The following is a 22431-nucleotide window of genomic DNA, read 5'->3' as shown; positions in this document are numbered from 1 at the left end:
GGAGACATTCATTTATAGTCGCTACTTTTGTTAACGAAAATATTTGGGCCATATTGAATTATGAAGAAAAATGTAGCCATAGCCATGGGCGGCTTCTCCAGTGAATACCGCATCTCCATTAACAGCGGGAATGTTGTTTATAAAAATCTTGATCGCAGTAAATATAACCCTTACCGGGTGCACATCCTGCAAAAAGAGTGGTTTGTCATTGGAGAAAATGACGAACCTTATCCCATTAACCGAAGTAATTTCACGGTGACCATAGACGGAAAACTCATAACTTTTGATTGTGTTTTTAACACAATCCATGGTACGCCGGGAGAGAACGGTTTGCTGCAGGCTTATCTCGAGCTGCTGGATATTCCGCAAACCTCCTGCGATTTTTACCAGTCGGCACTCACTTTTAATAAAAGGGATCTTATAAGCGTATTAAAACCTTTCGGAATAAAAACTGCAGAAAATTATTTTGTCGATAAGGGGGATGAAATAGATCCCGAGGATATTATTTCAAAAGTGGGCTTACCTTGTTTCGTCAAAGCCAACAAGGCCGGAAGCAGCTTTGGGATCACAAAAGTAAAATCCAGTGAAGACATTATCCCTGCCACTAAATTCGCTTTTAAGGAGGATAATGAGATCATCATAGAATCTTTTCTTGATGGAATCGAAGTTTCTGTTGGGGTAATCACTCACAACGGGGAAATTTTTGCATTGCCTGTCACCGAAATTGTTTCTGAAAATGAATTTTTTGACTACGAGGCAAAATACCTCGGAAAGTCTCAGGAAATCACTCCGGCACGAATTTCTGAAGAGCAGACAAAGGAAGTGCAGGAAATAGCAAAATTAATTTATCGAAAACTGAAGATGAAAGGCTTTTCCCGATCTGAATTTATTTTCCATAACAATGAGCCGCATTTTATTGAAATGAACACCAACCCCGGATTAAGCGAAGCAAGTATTCTTCCACAGCAGGCCCAGGCCGCAGGTATATCTTTAAAAGACCTCTTTGGTAGTGCGATTGAAACAGCCTTAAAATACTAGGTACTCAAAAATGTCTATTTTAGAATAAATTTTTTGAAAATGAAAACAGCAGTTTTTCCCGGTTCTTTCGATCCTGTCACTCTGGGACACGTAGATATCATCAACCGCGGACTTCCTCTTTTTGATCAGATCATCCTGGCCATTGGAACAAATTCAGATAAAAAATACATGTTTTCACTTGAAGACCGGGTGCGGTTTTTAGAAGAGACCTTTATAAATGAGCCAAAGATCAAGGTCATGACCTATAAAGGTATGACGGTGGACTTTTGTAAAGAACAAAACTCCGGTTTCATCCTGCGAGGACTTCGTAATGGAAATGATCTGGAATTTGAGAAGACTATCGGACAGACTAATTTCAAATTAAGCGGAGTGGAAACTGTTTTTTTTATCACTTCCTCCGGAAAAAGCCATATTTCTTCCACAGTGGTTCGGGATGTGATACGCAATGGCGGAGATTACCATTTTATGGTGCCTGATGTTGTGAGGAAGTAGGTACTTCCTAATGGTTAATCGGAATTCTAAGAATAAAATCAAAAAAGTCCTATTATAGAACCTAGTTTCTCAAAAGTTATAGCTCACTGACAGTCCTCCATAAAAGTTCCGCGGCATCCCTGGATAGAAATAGCGCGGAGCATTACCACCAAAGCCTACGGCATTTGGTATTACCGAAGCAGCATATTGTTCATCCAGCGCATTATTTACCCCTCCAAAAAGCTCAATTTCCCAACTATTCATTACACCAGGCCTTAAGACCTCCAGGGGCTCCAAAGAAGCTTTGAAATGCAGCAGATTGTAGTAATCCCTGAATTCTGTATTGGCATCGTTCAAAGCCATTTCTCCTTCAAACTGGTATGTGGTGCGTAGGGTAAAACCGTAGGAAGTAATTAGATCCAATCCTGCATTTAAAGTTTCCTGGGGAACTGCCGGGAGATCATTTCCGGAGAAATCTTCCTCTTCATCTATAAACACATCAAATTTAAAAGAATTGTAAGCTGCATTGACAAAAGTTCTGGCCCGAAGTGCCGAAAATATGGGGAAATTGTAATTCAGTACCAGCTCCAGTCCATTATGATCTGTTTTACCGGCATTGCGTCCTATATATTGATCTTCGGCCACACGCTCGGCCACTAAAAGATTATCTACCTGTATCGAAAAAGCCGCAATTTCAGCATACAGGCGGTTATTCAGAAAATTACCTTTAAATCCTACTTCATAATTTATTCCAGTTTCAGGCCTTAGGTTGGTGTTAATCAAACCGTCGGGAGTAAGCGTTTCGGCTACTGTGGGAGTGGAAAATCCATGGCTAACAGAAGCGTAAAAATTCTTTTCGGGAACAACCGAATATACTACACCAAACCTTGGTGAAAGTACATCATCAAAACCATACTCTCCCGACTGGTCTACGTTATCTTCCTCATACAAATCACTTAGCTCATAGGAGGTAGAATTTAAATTCAGTCCGGCCTCCAGCTTTAGTTTGGGGGTGACCTGTAAATTCCACTGAAAAAAGAAATTATAGTAATTCCGGTCCTGCTCATTGTGGCTTAAGTAAACTCCCGGAACACTGCCTGCATCCTCAAATTGCTCATAAAGATTCTCATAAGTAGCAATGTCATACCATTCATTGTAAAACTCCATCCCAAAGCTCACCCGGGAAGGCAAATCAAGAAATTCCCCGTCCAGGTTAAACTTTGTTCTGGCCCCCAAAGCTGTCTGGCTTTCATTGAGGATGTCAAACGGCCTTGGTTCATAGGCATCCCTAAAAGTGCCATAAATACTTGTGGTATTGTAAAGTGCTTCAGAAAAGGTATAGCGGTAGGAAAGTCCCAGCAAACCTTTATCATAAGACTCATATCCTTGTGCCGCCGCCCATGTAAATGCTGCCGAAGAAGGATCTGTAAGCAAAGTTTCAAGGTTTAGGGAACTTGGTATATAAGCTTTAAGCCTTACAAAATGTCCCAGTACAGAAAATTCACCATTCTCTCCCCCTGCGGTCTGTCCAAACATGGTAAAGGAATCACGATTATAAGCTGAATTATCACGCCAGCCATCGGTTTCCACGTGGTTATAGGTTGCCACTAAATTTGTAGATTCCGATGCATGAGAGGCCTGTACAGTTCCTCGTATTAAATTGTAGTCCCCGTAGGTGCCCTTGACCTTTGCCTGTGTGCCCTGCTCCTCTGCCCGTGCAGGAAAAAGAGTGATCACTCCGCCAAGACCTGCCCCATAAACACTGGAAGTAGGGCCTTTAATGATCTCGACACGATCAACAACCTCTGGATCCAGGTCATCAAGTGTAGTTTCGCCTTCGGCGCTGGAGATGGGAATCTCCATAAAATAAGCTTTAACACGATTAGTGCTGTACTGGGAACGGGCGCCAACCCCTCGAATACTCATTTTGTTTGTGTTTAAAGCTCCCTGGTGCACACTAACACCTGCTACCGTGCTAAAATTCTGCATGATATTTGTCTCATCAAATCTTTGTAGCTCCTCCCCGCTTAAGACGGAAACAGCCGCCGGAGTTTCCAGTAAATCCTGCGGAATAATTGTACTGCGAAGCACTACTTCGGAAAGGGAACCTTCAGAAGGTGCCATAAATACAGATAAATTATTGGAAGCAGAATTGACCAGCAGAACTTTCCGGCTATAATTCGGATATTCAAAAATGAGATTTACGGGCAGATTTTCTGCAGAAAAAGAAAAGGCCCCGGAAGCGTCAGAAAAAACAGCTTCCGAAGAATCTTCCGAAGTTATTTTCACATTTTCAATAGGTTTATTTGTGAATGCATCAATTACTTTTCCGTTAATATTCTGAGCGGAGAGATTTCCGAAGAAAAAGAAGGTGCACAGCAGGAACAGGTATTTATTCAAGATCTATATTTTAAAATTCTGGTTATAAAGAGTTTCAAAAATGTCACATTTGAAACCTTTCTCTTTAATTACGACAAAGCCTTAGCTAAAATAAGCTTTTTCTAAGGTTTGGGAAAACCTGCTTTATTCTTAGCAATTCTTTAAGCTTTTGAAGTTTTTCTTTATGTTTACAGCTATTAAAAACCCCTGCATGAAAAAGATTCTGGTTCTGGCGATCTTCGCACTTGGGCTTGGTTCCTGTGATTTTTCAAATTACATTCTGGAACAGGATTACGATTTTACTACCGTTTTTGAAAAATCTGGTGGGACCGAGACTGCCACCTATACCGAAATTATTGATTATTACGAAGACCTGGCTGCTGTATATTCCACGATAAACCTTCAAAGAATTGGAGAAACCGATAGTGGAGAACCACTGCATCTTGTTACTTATAGTCGCAACCGCGAATTTGATTTTGAAAGTAGTCGGGAGGACAACAGCATTGTAATGATCAATAACGGAATACACCCCGGGGAAAGCGACGGGATCGATGCTACGATGATGTTGTTCAGGGATCTTGCACAAGATTCTATAGCGCTTCCCGAAAATACAATAATTGCTGCAATACCTGTATATAATGTTGGGGGTGCTTTAAATCGAAATTCGTTTACCCGTACCAATCAAAGCGGACCCAAGTCTTACGGTTTCCGCGGAAATGCACAAAACTACGACCTCAACCGCGACTTCATCAAGGCCGACACTAAAAATACCCGAAGCTTTTACGAAATCTTCCACATGGTAAATCCCGATATTTTTATAGATACCCATGTAAGTAACGGAGCGGATTACCAATATATCCTTACTCACCTTTTTACACAGCACGACCAAATGGGCGGTCCTCTAGGAAATTACCTCAAGACCGAATTACGACCTGCGCTTGAAAAAGCTCTGCAAAAGAAAGACTGGGAGACAACTCCTTATGTAAACGTCTTTGGTGATGTTCCTGAAAAGGGATTTTCACAGTTCCTTGATACTCCCCGATACTCCACAGGTTATGCCGCTCTTTGGAATACTTTAGGTGTAATGATCGAAACCCATATGCTCAAGCCATACGATCAAAGGGTTTTGGGCACCTATGAATTCTTACGATCTATGATCGACATCGCCGATGAAGATGCTGAATTAATTAAAAAGCTGCGGGAGCGGAATTTAAAAGAGTTTCAAGAAATGAACACTTATGCTTTTGACTTTAAAGTAGACAGCAGTATGGTTTCCACTCTTCAATTCAAAGGCTATGAAGCAGAAAGAATTCCCAGTCAGGTTACAGGCTTTGAACGATTAAGATACGACATCACACGTCCTTTCACCAAGCCTGTAGATTATTATGATAATTTTACAGCAACACGTGAAGTAAAAATGCCCCAGGGATACATTGTACCACAGGCATGGTGGCCGGTTTTAAATTTACTGGAACTAAACAATGTCACAATGATCCCGTTCGAAAAAGATACGAGTATGACTTTGGAAGTTTATAGAATTAAGGATTACGAGACCAGGAACACGGCTTATGAAGGTCATTACCCGCACTCAAACGTAGAAGTGGAAAGCAGCAGGGAAAAAGTTATGGTAAGAGAAGGTGATGTATTCATACCTCTAAACCAAAAGGCCGCAAAATATCTTTTGGCAACCCTGGAACCACAAGCTCCAGATTCTTTCTTTAAATGGAATTTCTTTGATAGCATCCTGCAGCAAAAGGAAGGTTTTTCTCCTTACGTCTTTGAAGAGGTAGCAAGGGAATTTTTAGATGATCATCCTGAAATCGAAGAAGAATTCCTGGCAAAGAAATCAAATGAACCCGAATTTGCAGAAAACTGGTACGCGCAGCTGGATTGGATACATAAAAAAAGTGATCATTATGAAAAATCACATTTGAGATATCCCGTCTTTAGAGTGAACAGGTAAAATTTCTTCAGGAAAGAGCAGTTTTATATTGGCGTAGGATTTTGTAAGAGCTTTTTGCGCCTTCTCCATGTTTTTCCACTTTACCTTTTTAATGCCCTCTTTTTCTTCCGGAATAAGCTCCCCGTCATAATCGGTCATCATTTCGTACCAGTATGTGACTTTAAGCCTGTAGCGTCCTTTTCTCTGAAAAATATGATAGGTGGCCAAAAGGAATTTGGATATCTTCAGGTCTTTTACGCCCGTCTCCTCTTCTACCTCGCGAATAGCACCAGCTTCTATGCTTTCATTTTTTTCCACCTTTCCCTTTGGTAAATCCCACCGTCCATTGCGATAAATAAACAGCACCTCCTTCTGCGGATTTAGCACCAATCCTCCCCCGGCAGTAACTACAGGTAACTTCTTAAAAAGGTGTTTTAGCAGCTTCTCTTTTTTTTCATGGTAAAGGTTAACGTAGAGCAGTTTGCCTTTGTTGATCTTTTTAATGATCCTTTTTAATTTAACTTCTTTTAACGGAATTGACACATATTTTTCACCCAAATCCTTTTCCGTTGAGAGAATAATAGGAATATCATTTACAAAAACTTTATACATTTGCAGTATGATTTTAGACAAGGAAACGGCTCGCAAAACTGCTGAGTTACTATTGCAAATTAAGGCAATAAAATTAGATGCACAACAAGGCTTTAATTGGGCGAGCGGATGGAATTCTCCCATCTATTGCGACAATCGTGTTATACTTTCCTATCCTCCAATCCGCAATTTTGTGCGGGAACATATGGCCCGACAGGTAGAACAGCTCTATGGAAAGGCTGATGTCATTGCGGGAGTGGCCACCGGAGCCATAGGTATAGGAATGCTGGTTGCCGAATACCTGAGCCTGCCATTTGCCTATGTTCGTCCCGAAGCAAAATCCCATGGTCGAAAGAACCAAATTGAAGGAAAAATTGAGGACGGGCAAACAGTAGTGGTCATTGAGGATCTTATAAGTACGGGGAAAAGTAGCCTCAACGCTGTCAAAGCCCTGAAGGATGCCAACCTTCAAATAAAAGGCATGCTGGCTATTTTCTCCTATGGATTTGAGACCGCCAATAATAACTTTGAAGAAGCAAATATTGAGCTGCACACCCTGAGTAACTACGATTACCTCCTGGAAGTAGCTTTAAAAACTAATTATATAAATCAAGCCGAAAGCGAGCTTTTGAAAAGCTGGCACAAAGATCCGGCTAACTGGAAAAGATAAGCTATGGAATTACAGAGTGACAAAGTAACAGTACAAAAAAGCCAGCAGGAATTGTTTAATTTCCTCACAGATGTGAGCAACTACGAACAGATCATGCCCGAGAGCAAAGAGAAATTTGAAGTAAAATCTCAGGATACCTTTGCTTTTGCCTTAAAAGGAATGCCCGAGATTGCACTCCAGATTAAAGAAACGCGTGAACCGGAGTATATAAAACTGGGTTCTACTTCAGATAAATTTAATTTCTCTCTTGACGTTGAGATCGAATCTCTTGGAGAAAACCAGAGCTCGGCGCAATTATTTTTCCACGGTAAGTTTAATACAATGATGGCAATGATGGTAAAAGGGCCTCTTAAGAAGTTCATCACTAATTTATCTGAAAACCTGGCAAAGATTTAATAGCAGAGACTAACCTCTTTTAGATCAAATTCAGCTATTTCCTCTTCGTCTTTTTTCACCCGCAGTTTTCCTGCCGGGGTGACATCGACAATCATTCCCGTAAAGAGCTGCCCATCGGGGTACCTAAAGGTGGACGGAACTGACCTGCGAAAAAGATTATTTTTATAGTTATTTAATATAGATGTGGAGTTTTTTTCTGACAGTTCTGCAAACCCCTTTTCTAATTCGGCTAAAACCATTTGCAAAACTTCCTCCAAATTAAAATCACGACCCGTAATAATTTTCATGGATGCGGCCTGTGGCAGGTTCTCGAAACTCTCCTGATTTACATTGAGACCAACTCCAATCACAGAGCCCATCACCTTTCCTTCAGCGAGAACATTTTCAATAAGAATTCCGGCTATCTTCTGGTTGGCTGACAAGATGTCGTTTGGCCATTTGATACAGAGTCGTGGCAGTTGAAATTTTTTAAGGGCGACAATTAGTGATGATGCAACTGTTGCGCTGAGCAAAAATTGTTGTGCAGGATTTATCCCGGGGCGTGGTAAAAAGATCGAAAAAGTGAGGTTTTTATCCCCTTCGGCGGTCCAGGAAGTACCTCGTTGCCCTCTGCCCTCCAACTGTTTTTTAGCCACGACACAGGTGAGCGGTAAATTAGGATTCTCTTTAAGGAGCTCCCGGGTGAATGAATTGGTGGAGTTGATGGCACTAACTTTGATAAGGTGCATACGAAGAACAGATAATGCTGGCGTTAAATGTTATGAAAAACCGAGGTTTAAAAACCTTAAAAAGTAATAACTTTGCGCAAAGAAAATAAATTTAATGACAAAAAAAGAAGCTAACAACGATATACTTATATCACATATAATCAAGGGGATCGAAGAAGTTAAAGGAAATAACATTGATATTCTTGATTTACGGGAAATAGAAAATACAGTTTGCGATTATTTTATTATCTGCAATGGAACTTCAAACACGCAGGTAAACGCCATTGTTAATTCCATTCAAAAGACTGTTAGTAAATCACTGAAAGATAAACCCTGGCATATTGAAGGATCGGACAATGCCGAGTGGGTACTAATGGATTACGTAAGTGTAGTAGTACACGTTTTTCAAAAACACATAAGAGAATTTTACGATATTGAAAGTCTTTGGGGGGATGCTAAATCCACCTCAATTGAAACAAATTATTAAGAGTTAAGAAAGAACGCATGGCCAAAGAGCAACCTAAAAATAAAGAACCCAAAAAACCAAAATTCAGTGCATACTGGATTTATGCTGCGATAATACTCGTTTTTATTGGGATCAATTTCTTCAGCGGAAGCGGATTCAATGAACCTGCCAAAACAAATCCTGCTGAATTCCTGACTTATTTAAGAGATGGAGACGTACAGAAAGTGGTAATTGTAAACCGCAATCAGGCGAAAGTATTTCTTACCGAAGAAGCAAAAGCGGAAGAAGAACACCAACAAGCAGTTCAGGATGGGCTTTTCCCGGGGGGAGAATCTCCTGCCTACACTTTCGAATTTGGTGATCTTCAAAACCTGGAGGATGATATAAGAGAAGTAAAAGCCGAAACTAATATTGATACTCCGGTGGTATTTGAAACCCATCAAAATGTGTGGGGAGACATACTTTTAACCTTATTACCGTTTATCCTCATCATTGGAATTTGGATCTTCATTATGCGACGCATGAGTGGAGGTGCCGGAGGAGGTGCCGGGGGGCAGATTTTCAACATCGGTAAATCCAAAGCGAAGCTTTTCGACCAAAACACAGATGTAAAAACATCCTTTAAAGATGTTGCAGGTCTCGAAGGTGCAAAAGAAGAAGTACAGGAGATCGTGGATTTCCTAAAAAATCCAGATAAATATACCAACCTTGGAGGAAAAATTCCTAAAGGAGCCTTACTTGTAGGACCTCCGGGAACAGGAAAAACCTTACTTGCAAAAGCAGTGGCAGGAGAAGCCAAAGTTCCCTTTTTCTCATTATCCGGATCTGATTTTGTTGAAATGTTTGTAGGAGTTGGAGCTTCAAGGGTTAGAGACTTGTTTAAGCAGGCTAAGGAGAAATCCCCGGCCATCATTTTCATCGATGAGATTGATGCTATAGGACGTGCTCGTGGGAAGAGCAATTTTTCGGGATCTAATGACGAGCGGGAAAACACCCTTAACCAGTTACTTACCGAAATGGACGGTTTTGGCACAAACACGAACGTAATCGTTCTTGCCGCTACAAACAGGGCAGATGTTCTTGACAAGGCCCTTATGCGTGCCGGTAGATTTGACAGACAGATCTATGTGGACCTTCCAGACGTTAGAGAACGAAAAGAGATATTTGAAGTGCACCTTCGGCCCCTTAAAAAAGTTGCCGATGAGCTGGATACCGAATTTATGGCAAAGCAAACTCCTGGATTCTCAGGCGCCGATATTGCGAATGTTTGTAACGAAGCAGCACTTATAGCTGCACGTAAAGGTAAAACTGCCGTTGGAAAACAGGATTTTCTTGATGCAGTGGACCGTATTGTGGGTGGTCTTGAGAAAAAGAATAAGATTATTACTCCCGAGGAAAAGCAGGCAATTGCTTTTCACGAAGCGGGACATGCAACAGTTAGCTGGATCCTTGAGCATGCTGCACCATTAGTAAAAGTTACTATTGTACCACGTGGACAATCCCTGGGAGCGGCATGGTATCTTCCTGAAGAAAGACTTATTGTGAGACCAGAGCAAATGCTGGATGAAATGTGTGCTGCCCTGGGAGGACGTGCTGCCGAAAAAGTGGTATTCAATAAAATTTCTACTGGAGCACTTAGTGACCTTGAAAAAGTGACCAAGCAGGCACGGGCTATGGTGACAGTCTATGGATTAAACGAGAGAGTGGGTAATCTCACTTATCATGATTCGTCGGGCCAGAACGAATATAACTTTACAAAGCCATACAGTGAGAAAACCTCAGAATTAATAGATAAAGAGATCTCAAATCTGATTGAAGAGCAGTACCAGAGAGCTATAAGTCTACTTGAAGAAAACAAAGATAAACTTACTCAACTAGCGGAAATCCTTCTGGAGAAAGAAGTAATCTTTAAGGATAACCTTGAGGAGATCTTTGGAAAGAGACCATACAAAAGCCGGGATGAAATAATGAACGGGAACAGCCAGGAAAAGCAGGTGCCTACACAGGAAGAGACGGTTACCAAAAGAACAATCCCCGGTGGCTCACCAACTTCAGAGCCCCAGGACGCTCCAACTTCCGAAGGAAAATAATATAATAATTACAAGGAAAAAATCTTAACTTATCTTAATCTGTAAGTTAAGATTTTTTACCTTTGGGTGAAATGCTACCTTGAGTAACCAAAAACCCTATATGAGTCTATTTAGAAACTTTTTAAACCCTAAATCTAAATCAGACAAGGGTCAGGATAAAGTAGAAAATTCTGACCGTAGCAAGTACATGCCAGATGTTAAACTCCCCACGGATGAGCGTTTCATGCTCAATTTCAAAAACAATGGCGGCAAGTTTCTTTATTGTGAGAGTAACGAGGAGTTAATAGAAACATTTGAAAACATCATGCTGGAAAATGACTGGTATGAAAAAGAAACTTGTTGTTTTGACCAAAATTTAAAGGATAAATTTTCCGACCAGAATTTGGAATTCACTCATTCTGGTGAAGCAGCTTTCTTTCTTAGCACCTGTGAATATCTCATTGCAAACGATGGATCTATTCTCATTTCCTCTAACCAGATCAAGGAAAAGAAGCTAAAAGAATTACCTTATAATTTTGTCATTCTTGCCTCCACCAGCAAACTTGTTGATGCAATTGGGGAAGGTTTAAGAGGTATTAAGTTTAAAAATAAAGATCGTATTCCTTCAAATATTACAACCATAAAGAATTTTGAGAACAACAAAGAAGGGGATTTCATGAGCTATGGAAGTAGCACAAAAAACCTATATTTGCTGCTTCTGGAAGATCTGTAATATGAAGGAAAACATTATTCGGGGTTTATCGGGAGTCATGTATGTTTCAATACTCGTGGTTGCCATATTCGCGTCGGAGTTTGCCTTTACCACTCTTTTTCTTTTATTCGGAGTTATCTGCTTAAGGGAACTGCAGCGCCTGCTCCATTTAAAAAGCATTCTTGGATACTTGCTGCTCATTGGACTTTTTTACTTCTTTAGCTATATGCGCTGGAGTCCTTATGCCACTATTGTTCTTTTAATGATCACCATTTTTGTTAATCTTTTTTTAGTGAAGGACCTAATGCTGGTGAATAAAATTCCTCTTTTCGAAAAGAAGAAATACGTGATCATTATCTTCTATCTCATAGCCTCCATGATTTTTCTTACACTCATTCCAAGCTATACCGGCGATTTTACACCTGAGCTGGTGGTAGGAATATTTGTACTAATTTGGATAAACGATACTTTTGCCTATCTTGTAGGTAAGAACTTTGGTAAAAAGAAACTCTTTGAAAGGATCTCTCCCAAAAAAACAGTGGAAGGTTTTCTGGGAGGGCTGGTTTTTAGTGCGATTGCCGCTTATTTGGTTTATTTCTTTACAGGTTTACTCAACATTCATACCTGGATAGGAATGGCGGTGATATTAAGTATTTTTGGAACCCTTGGAGATCTTATCCAATCTAAATTTAAACGTCAGGCGGGAGTCAAAGATAGCGGGAGGCTTATGCCGGGACACGGCGGCTTATTTGACAGGCTGGACAGCATAATTTTCGCGAGCCCATTTGTTTACGCCTACTTACAACTACTTAACTATGTTTCATAAAGAAGGATATAAAATTATGGGTACGGCAGTGATCTTGTTGATCATTGTAAACCTACTTGCACAAACATTTATTTTCACCTATTGGATTAGGGTGGCTGTTCTCATTGCCTCTATCCTACTGTTCTTCCTGGTTCTCCAATTCTTCAGGAATCCTAAAAGAAATACAGAGGTTAATGATGTACATGTAATCGCACCGGTTGACGGAAAGGTAGTCGTTATTGAAGAAGTTTTTGAAAAAGAATATTTTAAGGATAAACGTTTAATGATTTCAGTTTTTATGTCTCCCATAAATGTACATGTCACCAGGCACCCTGTGGGAGGAGTTGTAAAATACAGCGAATATCACCCAGGTAAATACCTTGTTGCATGGCATCCAAAAGCAAGTGAAGAGAACGAGCGTACAACAGTAGTCGTTGAGAATAAGGTGTCCGGAGAAATCCTCTACAGGCAGATTGCCGGTGCTTTGGCAAAACGAATAGTAAATTACGCCAAAGTAGGTGAAGAAGTAGCACAGGGAAGCGACAGTGGCTTTATAAAATTTGGCTCAAGGGTGGATGTATTTCTTCCCTTAGGTACTCCCCTGGAAGTTAAACTGAATCAAAAAGTAAAAGGTGGAATTAGTCTCCTCGCCACAGTATCCTAATCCTGAAGTAATGACTTCCGAAGATGTTGACCGGGAATTCTTAAGAGCTTATGATAAAGCCAGTACGACTTCTAAAAAGTTCCCCCCAGATATTATGCTTAAACTGTATGCTTATTACAAACAGGCTACAGAGCACACCCGGGCATATATTCCCTCCGGAGACAGTGAGGTCAAGAATGCTTTTAAATTAAATGCGTTGCTCCAGGTCAAAGACATGTCTCAACTTGAAGCCAAAAAAGCATATATTGAACTTGTTAAGAAGATTATTCTTGATAAGTGATTCAACCCAATTGTACAGATGTCTTCATGAAAAAACATTATCCGTATAGATTTAGCACAAAAGATTCACCAGCACTCCTCTTGGTTTTAAGTTTTAGTAGCTCTAGGAAAGCGCCTTAAGACTTGCATTAATTGCCTCAATTTTGGCTTCGGCATCGTCCTTTTTCTGCTTTTCCATTTCAACTACTTTTGCTGGTGCCCCGTTCACAAACTTCTCGTTGGATAACTTTTTTTCAACAGATTTAAGAAAACCTATCGTATAGTTTAATTCTTCCTCAAGTTTTGCTTTTTCGGCTTCAATGTCTACCGCACCTGCAACAGGAATAAAGTAATCATTAGATTTTACCCTAAAAGATAGGGCGCCTTTCACTTGCTCATCTGTGTATCCAAGGGTAGAAATATTGCCCAATTTTTCTATAACAGGATCAAAAGTTTTAGCTGCTCTTTCGTTGTTGAGCACCTGTAGTTCAAGCTGATCTTTATAAGAGATATTCTTTTCCTTTCTAATACTTCTTATCCCCGAAATAACTTCTGAAGCCACAGTAAACTCATCAATTAAGGAAGCATCAAAACCCTCACTTTTTGGCCAGGATGAAATAATAAGGGCTTCCTTTTCTGAACGCTCTTTCATTGACTGCCAAATCTCTTCCGTAACAAAAGGCACAAAAGGATGGAGTATTTTTAGATTATTTTCCAAAATTTCTGACACCGCTTCAAAAGTGACTTTATCCATCGGCTGACCGTACTCCGGCTTTACAATCTCCAAAAACCAGGAACAGTAATCGTCCCATACCAGCTTATAAGTTGCCATTAAAGCATCGCTCATGCGGTACTTTTTGTAATTGTCTTCGATTTCCTGCAGGGTCTTTTGGAATTTTGACCTGTACCATTTAATTCCAATTCCGGCTGACTCAGGTTGTTCAGCTTTATCTGAAACCTTCCAGGAATTCACTAACTTGAAAGAGTTCCATATTTTATTTACAAACGCCCCACCCTGCTTACACAAATCTTCCTCAAACATAAGATCATTCCCTGCAGGAGAGCTCAACAACATTCCTACCCTCACCCCATCGGCACCATAAGCATCTATTAATCCAAGAGGATCTGGGGAATTACCAAGGGATTTCGACATTTTCCGACGTTGCTTATCCCGTACAATTCCCGTTAAATACACATTATTAAAAGGTTTCTTGTCTCTGTATTCATATCCCGCAATGATCATTCGCGCCACCCAAAAGAAAAGAATTTCGGGAGCTGTTACGAGGTCATTTGTAGGATAATAATAATTAATTTCCTTATTCTCCGGCTCAAGGATCCCATTAAATACACTTATTGGCCATAGCCATGAAGAAAACCAGGTATCCAGGGCATCTTTATCCTGTGTAAGATTGGCGGCTGTTAGGTCAGAATTCCGCGATTGTTCTTTAGCTAATTCTAAAGCTTCTTCAGGGGTTTCAGCTACTACAAAGTCGTCCTTTCCATCTCCGTAGTAAAATGCGGGTATTTGCTGCCCCCAAATCAGCTGTCGGCTAATGTTCCAGTCGCGAACATTTTCCATCCAGTGCCGGTATGTATTTATGAATTTTTCGGGCACCAGGTTCACCTCTTTTTCCAAAACAGCATCAAGTGCAGGCTTTGCCAAATCTTTCATTTTCAAAAACCATTGGTCACTCAACCTGGGTTCAATCACAGCACCGGTGCGCTCACTTGTCCCTATCTTATTTAAGTGCTCTTCGGTCTTTACCAGAATTCCTTTCTCTTTTAGATCCTTGACCATCTCTTTACGGGCTTCAAAACGGTCCATTCCCTCGTATTGCATTCCGTAGGAATTTAGAGTGGCATCATCGTGAAAAATATCGATCACTTCAAGATTGTGCTTGTCCCCAAGCATCTTATCATTTTCATCATGTGCCGGAGTAACTTTCAAACATCCGGTACCAAACTCCATATCCACGTATTCATCCTCTATGATAGGAATAACCCGGTCGCATAACGGCACAATTGCTTTTTTCCCTCTTAGATGAGTAAAACGTTCATCATTTGGGTTAATACAAATTGCAGTATCTCCCAAAATGGTTTCAGGACGGGTGGTTGCTATTGTAAGTGTCTCGTTTGTTCCTTCAATTTTATACTGCAGGTGATACAAATACCCCTGCCGCTCCTGGTAGACCACTTCTTCATCGGAAAGTGTTGTTTTTGCCTGTGGATCCCAGTTAATCATGCGGTAGCCCCGGTATATATGTCCTTTTCGATAAAGATCTACAAAAACCTTAATGACAGAAGCCGACATGTCATCATCCATGGTAAATTTAGTACGTTCCCAGTCACAGGAAGCACCCAGTTTCTTTAGCTGTTCGAGGATGATACCTCCGTGCTTGTGAGTCCATTCCCATGCATGTTCCAAAAATTCCTCTCGGGAAAGAGTATTTTTATCTATTCCTTCGGCCTTTAGTTTGGCTACAACTTTAGCTTCTGTAGCAATAGAAGCATGATCTGTTCCCGGTACCCAGCAGGCATTATAACCCTGTAATCTTGCGTGACGTATTAACACATCCTGAATAGTGTTATTTAGCATGTGTCCCATGTGCAGCACCCCCGTAACATTTGGTGGGGGAATCACGATGGTATACGGCTCCCTTTCATCAACTTCAGAATGAAAATAATTGTTTTTCATCCAGTAGTCATACCATTTACTTTCAACTTCCCGGGCAATGTAATTTGATGCTACAGACATACTTTTGGTGCGGTTTTTGGAATATCTTGCAAAAGTAATTATAACTTCAGGATTAAAAAAGGCGAAGCAGTGGATTGCCTTTTTTTTACTACAATAAACAGATTAGTAGTATATTTACAGTTCTGAGTAAAACTAACAACTATGAAAAAATTAATTGCAATTGCCATCTTTATTTTTGCCGGTTTCGCTGTACAGGCACAGGAAACAGCAAAAATTGAGTTTAAGTCTGAAGTAATTGACTATGGCGAAATAGAAAAGGGAAGTGACGGTATTCGCGTCTTTGAATTCACCAATACCGGAAGTGTTCCCCTTGTGATAACCAATGTCTCTTCAAGCTGCGGATGTACAATTCCAGAAAGACCGGAAGGACCTGTTGCACCGGGAGAAACCGGTGAGATAAAGGTGAAGTATGATACAAATATTGTGGGACCAATACGGAAAACAATTACTGTATATTCCAATGCTGAAGAACCTGCAAAATCGATCAAAATAAAAGGAACGGTTTTAGAATAGGACCTTCCAAAAATGACTTTTTTGAGACCCTTCTATTTAAGAAGGGTTTTTTTGTGTGGGAATTTTATAGCATTCAGTATGGCTCCCGATTTAGTATATGATATAGGTTAGGAAATATATTTTTGTCATATAAATTTCGCAACTTTGTAAGCCAAAAATTTAAGTATGCCACGTATTTCCAGTAAAGGGCAGGCAATGCCCGAATCTCCTATAAGAAAATTAGTTCCTTATGCAGAAGCTGCCATAAAAAAAGGACGAACTATTTATCAGTTAAATATTGGTCAACCCGATATAAAAACTCCGGCGAAAGCACTTGCAGCGGTTAAAAACAATGATATTGAAGTTTTGTCTTACAGCCATTCTGCAGGGTTTGAAAGTTACCGCACCAAGCTTGCCTCCTACTACAGTAAACACGAGATCGATATTTCGGCCAACGAATTGATCATCACCACAGGTGGATCTGAGGCTTTATTGTTTACTATGGGCAGTATTTGTGATGCAGGCGATGAAGTTATCATTCCCGAACCTTTTTATGCTAATTATAATGGCTTCGCAACAGCGTCTGGAGTTACGGTAGTTCCGGTAAAATCGAAGTTCGAAGACGGTTTTGCCCTGCCCCCAATTTCCGAATTTGAAAAGCTCATAACTCCACGGACCAAAGCAATCCTTATCTGTAACCCCGGTAATCCAACGGGTTATCTATATACAAAGGAGGAGATTGATCAATTGGCAGAAGTTGTCAGAAAACATGATCTTTTCATCGTAGCCGATGAGGTTTATCGGGAATTCGCTTATGACGGAGCCCGACATCATTCTATAATGAGTGTTCCCGGGTTGGAGCAGAATGCGATAATGATTGACTCTGTCTCGAAACGTTATAGTATGTGTGGGGCCCGGATAGGTTGTGTAGTCTCTAAGAATTTAGATTTTATGGCTACAGCAATGAAGTTTGCACAAGCACGTCTAAGTCCGCCAACCTTTGCACAGATTGCAAGTGAAGCAGCCCTGGATACAGAGCAGGAGTATTTTGATGAAGTAATTGAAGAATATACTGCTCGTAGAAACACCCTTGTGCAGGAACTTGAGCAAATTGAGGGAGTAAGAGTAGCCAACCCGAAAGGAGCTTTTTACTGTATTGCAGAATTACCTGTTACAGATGCCGAAGACTTTGCCAAATGGCTCCTGGAGACTTTTGAAATGAACAATGAAACCGTAATGGTAGCTCCTGCTGCCGGCTTCTACTCTACTCCAAACACCGGAATGAATCAGGTGAGGATAGCCTATGTACTTAAGAAAGAAAACCTGTTGAGAGCTATAGAAATATTAAAAGAAGCTCTAAAGCAGTACAACAAATAATGAAGATTCTTTCAAACATTTCTCTTAAGCCGTACAATACATTCGGCATAGATGTTAACGCCCACAAATTTGTGGATGTGACTTCTGTCCAGGAACTTCGGGATGTTTTGAAGAATACTTATGCCTCAGAGCTATTCATTCTTGGTGGAGGAAGCAATATGCTACTCACCCGAGATGTTGAAAAAACGGTAATTTACATAAACCTAAAGGGCCGTGAGATCATTGAGGAATCTGCACATGAAGTAGTAGTTGAGGCGATGGCCGGTGAGAACTGGCATGAATTCGTGTTGTATTGTATTGAAAATGGTTATGGAGGTCTGGAAAACCTCTCATTAATTCCCGGAAAAGTAGGTACGGCTCCAATTCAAAATATCGGCGCGTACGGCGTCGAACTTAAGGATAGTTTTGAGAAATGTATCGCACTTAACTTGCAAACCCTGGAATTAAAGACTTTTAACCGGGAAGAATGTCACTTTGGATACAGAGATTCTATCTTTAAAAATGAAGCAAAGGATAAGTTCATAATAATAAGCGTTAGTTTCAGGCTGAGCATAAAAAACCATAAGCTAAACACCTCTTACGGCTCTATAGATCAATACCTGGAAGAGCGAGGAGTCACTAAGCCCACAATTGCTGATGTTTCTGAAGCCGTTATAAACATTCGTCAATCTAAGCTACCCGATCCGAAAGAGCTGGGTAACAGCGGAAGTTTTTTTAAAAATCCGGTAGTTTCAACAGAGAAACTTAAAGCACTGCAACAGCAATTTCCTGAAATTCCATTTTATGTTATTGATCAAAAGCAGGTAAAAGTTCCTGCCGGTTGGCTTATTGATCGTGCAGGTCTTAAGGGCTACCGGGAAGGGGATGCGGGCGTACATACCAAACAAGCTCTTGTCCTGGTCAACTATGGAGATGCAACAGGGCAGGAAATTCTTGCGCTTTCCAGGAAAATTCAGGATAAAATTTGGAACATGTTTGGAGTCCGTATCGTTCCGGAAGTAAATATTCTTTAAGCTTTAAGAAAAAAAAGTCCTCAAAAATGTTATTTTTGAGGACCTTTTTTATAGTTACCTGTGATGTCTAATCTTCAGCAGTAATTGTAACTGTTTCAATTCCTTCAGGCATTAAAACTGTGTCTATAATATAAGCAGTTCCGTTTTCGATATCAAAAGTCTCCATTATGTTGGCTGTTACTCCTGTGGCTCCTGTAAGTACTACTTTATCTCCATCCAGAGTAAAGGTGATTTCCTCCCCTTCAAAAGTAGGAAGTACAAGGGCGCCATTGGCATTGCGAATTTCCTGTTTAAGCTCATCCAAAGTATAGTTTACTTTTACTATGTGATAAGGAATAACTGCCTCGGGGGTTGTTTCAAGAACATCATAGCCTTGTTGCCTAAAAACCCGGCTATAAGCTCTGTTACTAGGGGCGAACACCATGTATTCCTGGGTAACCTGGCCCAGTGTATCTTCAATATTCCAGACATTGAGTCCTGTAGCAAAAGTACTCAGTTCAGGATTTCCTTCAATTGCATCCACAGTAGAGTTTCTCTGACGTAAGTCCTCTAAACTTTCTTCAAAATTCTCTTCCTGCACTTCAAGGCTTTCGGGATCGGAATCTACTTCCCTCTCATTATCTTTACAAGAGGTAAATCCCAGCATGAAGATCCCGCTAAACAAAATTATATTCTTAATTTTCATCATGTTCTGTTTTTTCTATTTATACCTGAATTTATTAAAAAGCTTTCAGTTAACCCAATATGAAGTTATAATCCTTAGTTAAAAGGAATTTTAAGCAAAAAATTAAAACTGATTTGATAGTCTTATTCTAACCTTATTCCTGTACTTAATTTCCATTATTTGCACCGGGTTGTAATATATTGTCAATGATGTGATAAGCACCGTAATATTCTTCCAGTTCTGAAGTTAAAATCTTCGCCTTATTTCCCAGAACATCAATTATTACGATTCTGTCTCCTTCTTCGACTGCCCAAAGCTTTTCGCCCAATGCCGTTTCAAATTCATATCGTCCATCTTCTGAAGCTCTGATTTCTTCCCGCAAAGCACCCAACGTCAATTCTCCTTCCACCATGTAATATCGCAAAAGATCCTTTTGACTCTCTCCCGGGTCGATGCTATCGGCTTCGTTAATCACTTTAGCAGGAATCCTGTCATATGCCGCATTGGCAGGAGCAAAAATGGTATAAATACCCTCTTCCCCTTCAAATTCTTCTTCCAGACCAGATTTTTTGATTTCTTCTGTAAAAGCACTTAACTCATCATTTTCCCGCATTTTTGCCAGAAGAAAGCTCCTAGGCATTGGGTGATCTTCACTTCGTAACTCATCTTTTTTTTCCTCGGCAGGAAGTATGTCTACTTCAGATTCCTGTCGATTTTCTTTATCCTGGCAAGAAAAAAGTCCTGCAAAAAGACATACCATGGAAATTTTAAATAATTTTTGCAACATAAATTTTAATTTTAAAGCACTAACTGCAATTTATTGCGAACTAAAGTTAATACCCATTTTAGTACAATAAAATTACGTTAAAATTCGGAAAATATAGGCCTTAAAAGCCTTGTAAATAAAGGCTGGACAAATTTTTGCATATACTTCATATACTGTTTATTATTGTTTATTTTTGCAAAAACTTTGAATATGGAACTTGTTTTAATTACTATAGCACTTTTAGCCCTTGCTGTTGCGGGAATTGCCATTAAGATATGGGGGAAAAAAGATGGAAAATTTAGCGGTACTTGTGCCAGCCAAAGTCCTTTTTTAAACAAAGAAGGAGAAGCCTGCAGTTATTGTGGTAAATTACCCGATGAAGCCAGAGACTGTGACCAACCCCAAACGGTAAAATAATTCCTGCCACTTAATGCTAGCCTTTCTTACTGCTTTTGTTATCCTTGGCCTTATTAATTTATGTTATTATCTGGGCTTTTTTAAGTTTGCCTTTGCCACGAATGATAGTCAGCCGGCTTACAAGGATCTTCCTGTTTCGGTAATAATCTGCGCAAAAAATGAAGCCGAAAATCTAAAGAATTTTCTTCCCGACATCCTGTCTCAGGATCATCCCGATTTTGAAGTAGTTGTTATTAATGATGCCTCTGTAGATGAAACTCTGGAGGTGCTTGAAGATTTCCAAAATCGTGATGCCCGCCTCAAGATAGTGGACGTACAAAACAATGAAGCATTTTGGGCCAACAAAAAATATGCTATTACTCTAGGGATCAAAAAAGCCAAAAAACCATATCTTCTTTTTACCGATGCCGATTGTCGCCCGGAAACCAACCAATGGTTAAAGGAGATGAGTGCCCATTTTGAAGATCAAAAAAGTATTGTGCTTGGCTACGGCGGATACTTTATTCAAAACCGGTCACTGTTGAATAAACTTATACGTTTTGAAACCCTTTTTACAGCGATTCAGTATTTTTCCTATGCCAGCTGGGGCAGACCATATATGGGAGTGGGGCGTAATCTCGCTTATACTTCAGAAGAATTTTTTAGTCAAAATGGTTTTGCCACCCATTTACATATAAAATCTGGAGATGATGATCTTTTTGTAAACCGGGCTGCCAATAAATTAAATACTGCTTTATGTTTTTCCGCTGTAGGGATTACCCGCAGTGTTCCAAAAACCGATATGAAGTCCTGGTTCAGGCAAAAAAGAAGACATGCCTCTATTGCTTCTCATTATAAAATGGAGCACCGGTTTATGCTAGGGCTTTTTTACACCTCCCAGCTCCTGTTCTGGATTTTCTTTTTTATCCTGCTATTTAGCCCTTTTTGGCAAGTAGCACTGGTTTTTCTTGCCGTAAGGTGGATCGTACAAGGTCTGGTTTTTTACAAAGCCGGAAAATTATTTGGCGAGACAGATTTATTCTGGAGTTTTCCCTTTCTTGAATTGTTCCTCATTAAGGCTCAATTAGCTATATTTATAGCAAACCTAATTTCAAAACCCACTCATTGGAAATAGAGCCGGACCTACTTCAGCAACAAATTGAGAAGGCAAAAAAAGGAAAACAGACAGCTTTCAATTATTTGTTAGACAGGTTCTGGAATGATGTTTATGGCTTTCAGCTCAAGCGAACACAAAATGAATATGATGCCGAAGATATTACCATACAGGCATTTTCAAGAGCTTTTGACAAAATCGATACCTTTGACCCACGGTATACTTTTAAAACCTGGATTATTACTATCTCCAAGAATATTCATGTAGATCTGGTAAGAAAAAAGAAAGCTTCTATCAGGTCCCGCACTACAGATGAAGAAGATGAAAGGGTACACCGAATCGCAGATGAAACCCCTAGCATAGAGGACACTTTAATTACTGAGCAAAACCTGGCCCAGCTCCTTAGAGACATCAAAAAACTGAAACAACCTTATCAGGAAGTAATTACTTTAAGGTATTTTCAGGAAATGAGCTATAAAGAGATTTCGGCGCATCTTCAGGAGCCAATGAACAATGTAAAAGTGAAATTGCTACGTGCAAAAAAACTGCTGGCCGAGGTCATAGAAAACCGCACATCCTGAAGAAGTTTAAAATTTAACCCAAGGCAGTCCTGTTTCAGAAGCGGAAAAATACCGTTGTTTTCCTTGCCCACTTATCTTAAACCGATCTTCAATTTGTCGCCCTTC

23 protein-coding genes are annotated in these 22431 nt (G+C 40.1%); 17 read left to right on the top strand and 6 right to left on the bottom strand.

What is annotated here, in order from left to right; translation table 11 throughout:
- The first annotated feature begins 60 nt into the window (after positions 1 to 60).
- Entirely contained in the window at positions 61 to 1038 is a 978-nt protein-coding gene (locus H148_RS0115275; RefSeq protein WP_029035580.1) for a D-alanine--D-alanine ligase, read from the top strand.
- Between the two features lie 39 nt (positions 1039 to 1077).
- Entirely contained in the window at positions 1078 to 1530 is a 453-nt protein-coding gene (coaD, locus tag H148_RS0115270) for a pantetheine-phosphate adenylyltransferase (protein ID WP_029035579.1), read from the top strand.
- A 69-nt stretch (positions 1531 to 1599) separates the two neighbouring features.
- Here the strand turns inward: coaD and H148_RS0115265 are convergent, their stop codons facing one another.
- Positions 1600 to 3909 carry a TonB-dependent receptor domain-containing protein gene (locus tag H148_RS0115265; RefSeq protein ID WP_245583437.1) on the bottom strand — a complete coding sequence of 770 codons (2310 nt, stop codon included), beginning with the start codon at positions 3907 to 3909 and terminating at the stop codon, positions 1600 to 1602.
- A gap of 190 nt (positions 3910 to 4099) precedes the next feature.
- Here H148_RS0115265 and H148_RS0115260 point away from each other — a divergent pair, with 190 nt between their 5' ends.
- A complete protein-coding gene (locus H148_RS0115260) occupies positions 4100 to 5851 on the top strand; it encodes a M14 family metallopeptidase (protein WP_029035577.1) in 1752 nt (583 codons plus the stop codon).
- Here the strand turns inward: H148_RS0115260 and H148_RS0115255 are convergent.
- Entirely contained in the window at positions 5813 to 6442 is a 630-nt protein-coding gene (locus H148_RS0115255; RefSeq protein ID WP_037325487.1) for an NUDIX hydrolase, read from the bottom strand. The genes H148_RS0115260 and H148_RS0115255 overlap by 39 nt on opposite strands.
- Positions 6443 to 6449: 7 nt before the next feature.
- Here H148_RS0115255 and pyrE point away from each other — a divergent pair, with 7 nt between their 5' ends.
- Together pyrE and H148_RS0115245 are read left to right on the top strand one after the other, a co-directional pair.
- A complete protein-coding gene (pyrE, locus tag H148_RS0115250; protein WP_029035575.1) occupies positions 6450 to 7091 on the top strand; it encodes an orotate phosphoribosyltransferase in 642 nt (213 codons plus the stop codon).
- A gap of 3 nt (positions 7092 to 7094) precedes the next feature.
- Entirely contained in the window at positions 7095 to 7487 is a 393-nt protein-coding gene (locus H148_RS0115245) for an orotate phosphoribosyltransferase (protein WP_029035574.1), read from the top strand.
- Here the strand turns inward: H148_RS0115245 and H148_RS0115240 are convergent.
- Positions 7484 to 8215, bottom strand: coding sequence for a biotin--[acetyl-CoA-carboxylase] ligase (locus tag H148_RS0115240; protein WP_029035573.1), 732 nt, complete (start codon positions 8213 to 8215; stop codon positions 7484 to 7486). The two genes, H148_RS0115245 and H148_RS0115240, sit on opposite strands and share 4 nt — an antisense overlap.
- Before the next feature lie 94 nt (positions 8216 to 8309).
- Here H148_RS0115240 and rsfS point away from each other — a divergent pair, with 94 nt between their 5' ends.
- From rsfS to H148_RS0115210, 6 genes are all read left to right on the top strand, one after another.
- Positions 8310 to 8681 (top strand): ribosome silencing factor, encoded by a 372-nt coding sequence (gene rsfS / locus H148_RS0115235; RefSeq protein WP_029035572.1) that lies wholly within the window; start codon positions 8310 to 8312, stop codon positions 8679 to 8681.
- A gap of 17 nt (positions 8682 to 8698) precedes the next feature.
- Positions 8699 to 10750, top strand: a complete 2052-nt coding sequence (ftsH, locus tag H148_RS18070; RefSeq protein WP_083961698.1) for an ATP-dependent zinc metalloprotease FtsH — start codon at positions 8699 to 8701, stop codon at positions 10748 to 10750.
- A gap of 100 nt (positions 10751 to 10850) precedes the next feature.
- Positions 10851 to 11462: an LUD domain-containing protein gene (locus tag H148_RS0115225; protein ID WP_029035571.1), complete on the top strand. Its 612-nt coding sequence runs from the start codon at positions 10851 to 10853 to the stop codon at positions 11460 to 11462.
- A gap of 1 nt (position 11463) precedes the next feature.
- The gene (locus H148_RS0115220) at positions 11464 to 12267 is read left to right on the top strand and encodes a phosphatidate cytidylyltransferase (RefSeq protein WP_029035570.1); all 804 of its coding nucleotides are present in this window, start codon (positions 11464 to 11466) and stop codon (positions 12265 to 12267) included.
- Positions 12257 to 12910, top strand: coding sequence for a phosphatidylserine decarboxylase family protein (locus H148_RS0115215; RefSeq protein WP_029035569.1), 654 nt, complete (start codon positions 12257 to 12259; stop codon positions 12908 to 12910). Before H148_RS0115220 ends, H148_RS0115215 begins: the two co-directional genes overlap by 11 nt.
- Positions 12879 to 13190, top strand: a complete 312-nt coding sequence (locus H148_RS0115210) for an acyl-CoA-binding protein (RefSeq protein ID WP_342663259.1) — start codon at positions 12879 to 12881, stop codon at positions 13188 to 13190. The genes H148_RS0115215 and H148_RS0115210 overlap by 32 nt, the downstream gene beginning before the upstream one ends.
- A 102-nt stretch (positions 13191 to 13292) precedes the next feature.
- Here the strand turns inward: H148_RS0115210 and H148_RS0115205 are convergent, their stop codons facing one another.
- Positions 13293 to 15923: a valine--tRNA ligase gene (locus H148_RS0115205; protein WP_029035567.1), complete on the bottom strand. Its 2631-nt coding sequence runs from the start codon at positions 15921 to 15923 to the stop codon at positions 13293 to 13295.
- A gap of 141 nt (positions 15924 to 16064) precedes the next feature.
- On the opposite strand from H148_RS0115205, the gene H148_RS0115200 reads away from it, so the two are divergent.
- The 3 genes from H148_RS0115200 (at position 16065) to murB (ending at position 18805) form a co-directional block, all read left to right on the top strand.
- Positions 16065 to 16436, top strand: a complete 372-nt coding sequence (locus H148_RS0115200) for a DUF1573 domain-containing protein (RefSeq protein WP_029035566.1) — start codon at positions 16065 to 16067, stop codon at positions 16434 to 16436.
- Positions 16437 to 16601: 165 nt separating this feature from the next.
- Entirely contained in the window at positions 16602 to 17792 is a 1191-nt protein-coding gene (locus tag H148_RS0115195) for a pyridoxal phosphate-dependent aminotransferase (RefSeq protein WP_029035565.1), read from the top strand.
- Positions 17792 to 18805, top strand: coding sequence for a UDP-N-acetylmuramate dehydrogenase (gene murB / locus H148_RS0115190; RefSeq protein ID WP_029035564.1), 1014 nt, complete (start codon positions 17792 to 17794; stop codon positions 18803 to 18805). The genes H148_RS0115195 and murB overlap by 1 nt, the downstream gene beginning before the upstream one ends.
- 67 nt (positions 18806 to 18872) lie before the next feature.
- On the opposite strand, the gene H148_RS0115185 is transcribed toward murB, so the two are convergent.
- Entirely contained in the window at positions 18873 to 19493 is a 621-nt protein-coding gene (locus tag H148_RS0115185; RefSeq protein WP_029035563.1) for a fasciclin domain-containing protein, read from the bottom strand.
- A gap of 142 nt (positions 19494 to 19635) precedes the next feature.
- Positions 19636 to 20256, bottom strand: a complete 621-nt coding sequence (locus H148_RS0115180) for a fasciclin domain-containing protein (protein ID WP_029035562.1) — start codon at positions 20254 to 20256, stop codon at positions 19636 to 19638.
- Between the two features lie 189 nt (positions 20257 to 20445).
- On the opposite strand from H148_RS0115180, the gene H148_RS0115175 reads away from it, so the two are divergent.
- From H148_RS0115175 to H148_RS0115165, 3 genes are read left to right on the top strand one after another with little or no spacing between them, the layout of a single operon-like run.
- Positions 20446 to 20652: a hypothetical protein gene (locus H148_RS0115175; protein WP_029035561.1), complete on the top strand. Its 207-nt coding sequence runs from the start codon at positions 20446 to 20448 to the stop codon at positions 20650 to 20652.
- Between the two features lie 13 nt (positions 20653 to 20665).
- Positions 20666 to 21766, top strand: coding sequence for a glycosyltransferase (locus H148_RS0115170; RefSeq protein WP_029035560.1), 1101 nt, complete (start codon positions 20666 to 20668; stop codon positions 21764 to 21766).
- Positions 21757 to 22326, top strand: coding sequence for an RNA polymerase sigma factor (locus tag H148_RS0115165; RefSeq protein WP_029035559.1), 570 nt, complete (start codon positions 21757 to 21759; stop codon positions 22324 to 22326). Before H148_RS0115170 ends, H148_RS0115165 begins: the two co-directional genes overlap by 10 nt.
- Positions 22327 to 22431: the final 105 nt, after the last annotated feature.

Origin of the sequence: Salinimicrobium terrae DSM 17865 (assembly GCF_000424665.1) — a bacterium.
Taxonomy (GTDB): domain Bacteria; phylum Bacteroidota; class Bacteroidia; order Flavobacteriales; family Flavobacteriaceae; genus Salinimicrobium; species Salinimicrobium terrae.
Note: the sequence above shows the minus strand (reverse complement) of the source record. Positions and strands in the feature narration are given on the sequence as shown.

Excerpts from the sequence above, each read along its gene's own strand:
- H148_RS0115260 (WP_029035577.1), top strand. The coding sequence starts at position 4,100 with ATGAAAAAGATTCTGGTTCTGGCGATCTTCGCACTTGGGCTTGGTTCC.
- H148_RS0115185 (WP_029035563.1), bottom strand. The coding sequence starts at position 19,493 with ATGATGAAAATTAAGAATATAATTTTGTTTAGCGGGATCTTCATGCTG.
- pyrE (WP_029035575.1), top strand. The coding sequence starts at position 6,450 with ATGATTTTAGACAAGGAAACGGCTCGCAAAACTGCTGAGTTACTATTG.
- ftsH (WP_083961698.1), top strand. The coding sequence starts at position 8,699 with ATGGCCAAAGAGCAACCTAAAAATAAAGAACCCAAAAAACCAAAATTC.
- H148_RS0115180 (WP_029035562.1), bottom strand. The coding sequence starts at position 20,256 with ATGTTGCAAAAATTATTTAAAATTTCCATGGTATGTCTTTTTGCAGGA.
- H148_RS0115205 (WP_029035567.1), bottom strand. The coding sequence starts at position 15,923 with ATGTCTGTAGCATCAAATTACATTGCCCGGGAAGTTGAAAGTAAATGG.
- H148_RS0115200 (WP_029035566.1), top strand. The coding sequence starts at position 16,065 with ATGAAAAAATTAATTGCAATTGCCATCTTTATTTTTGCCGGTTTCGCT.
- H148_RS0115175 (WP_029035561.1), top strand. The coding sequence starts at position 20,446 with ATGGAACTTGTTTTAATTACTATAGCACTTTTAGCCCTTGCTGTTGCG.
- H148_RS0115195 (WP_029035565.1), top strand. The coding sequence starts at position 16,602 with ATGCCACGTATTTCCAGTAAAGGGCAGGCAATGCCCGAATCTCCTATA.
- H148_RS0115255 (WP_037325487.1), bottom strand. The coding sequence starts at position 6,442 with ATGTATAAAGTTTTTGTAAATGATATTCCTATTATTCTCTCAACGGAA.
- H148_RS0115215 (WP_029035569.1), top strand. The coding sequence starts at position 12,257 with ATGTTTCATAAAGAAGGATATAAAATTATGGGTACGGCAGTGATCTTG.
- H148_RS0115225 (WP_029035571.1), top strand. The coding sequence starts at position 10,851 with ATGAGTCTATTTAGAAACTTTTTAAACCCTAAATCTAAATCAGACAAG.
- murB (WP_029035564.1), top strand. The coding sequence starts at position 17,792 with ATGAAGATTCTTTCAAACATTTCTCTTAAGCCGTACAATACATTCGGC.
- H148_RS0115170 (WP_029035560.1), top strand. The coding sequence starts at position 20,666 with ATGCTAGCCTTTCTTACTGCTTTTGTTATCCTTGGCCTTATTAATTTA.
- H148_RS0115245 (WP_029035574.1), top strand. The coding sequence starts at position 7,095 with ATGGAATTACAGAGTGACAAAGTAACAGTACAAAAAAGCCAGCAGGAA.
- coaD (WP_029035579.1), top strand. The coding sequence starts at position 1,078 with ATGAAAACAGCAGTTTTTCCCGGTTCTTTCGATCCTGTCACTCTGGGA.
- H148_RS0115275 (WP_029035580.1), top strand. The coding sequence starts at position 61 with ATGAAGAAAAATGTAGCCATAGCCATGGGCGGCTTCTCCAGTGAATAC.
- H148_RS0115240 (WP_029035573.1), bottom strand. The coding sequence starts at position 8,215 with ATGCACCTTATCAAAGTTAGTGCCATCAACTCCACCAATTCATTCACC.
- rsfS (WP_029035572.1), top strand. The coding sequence starts at position 8,310 with ATGACAAAAAAAGAAGCTAACAACGATATACTTATATCACATATAATC.
- H148_RS0115220 (WP_029035570.1), top strand. The coding sequence starts at position 11,464 with ATGAAGGAAAACATTATTCGGGGTTTATCGGGAGTCATGTATGTTTCA.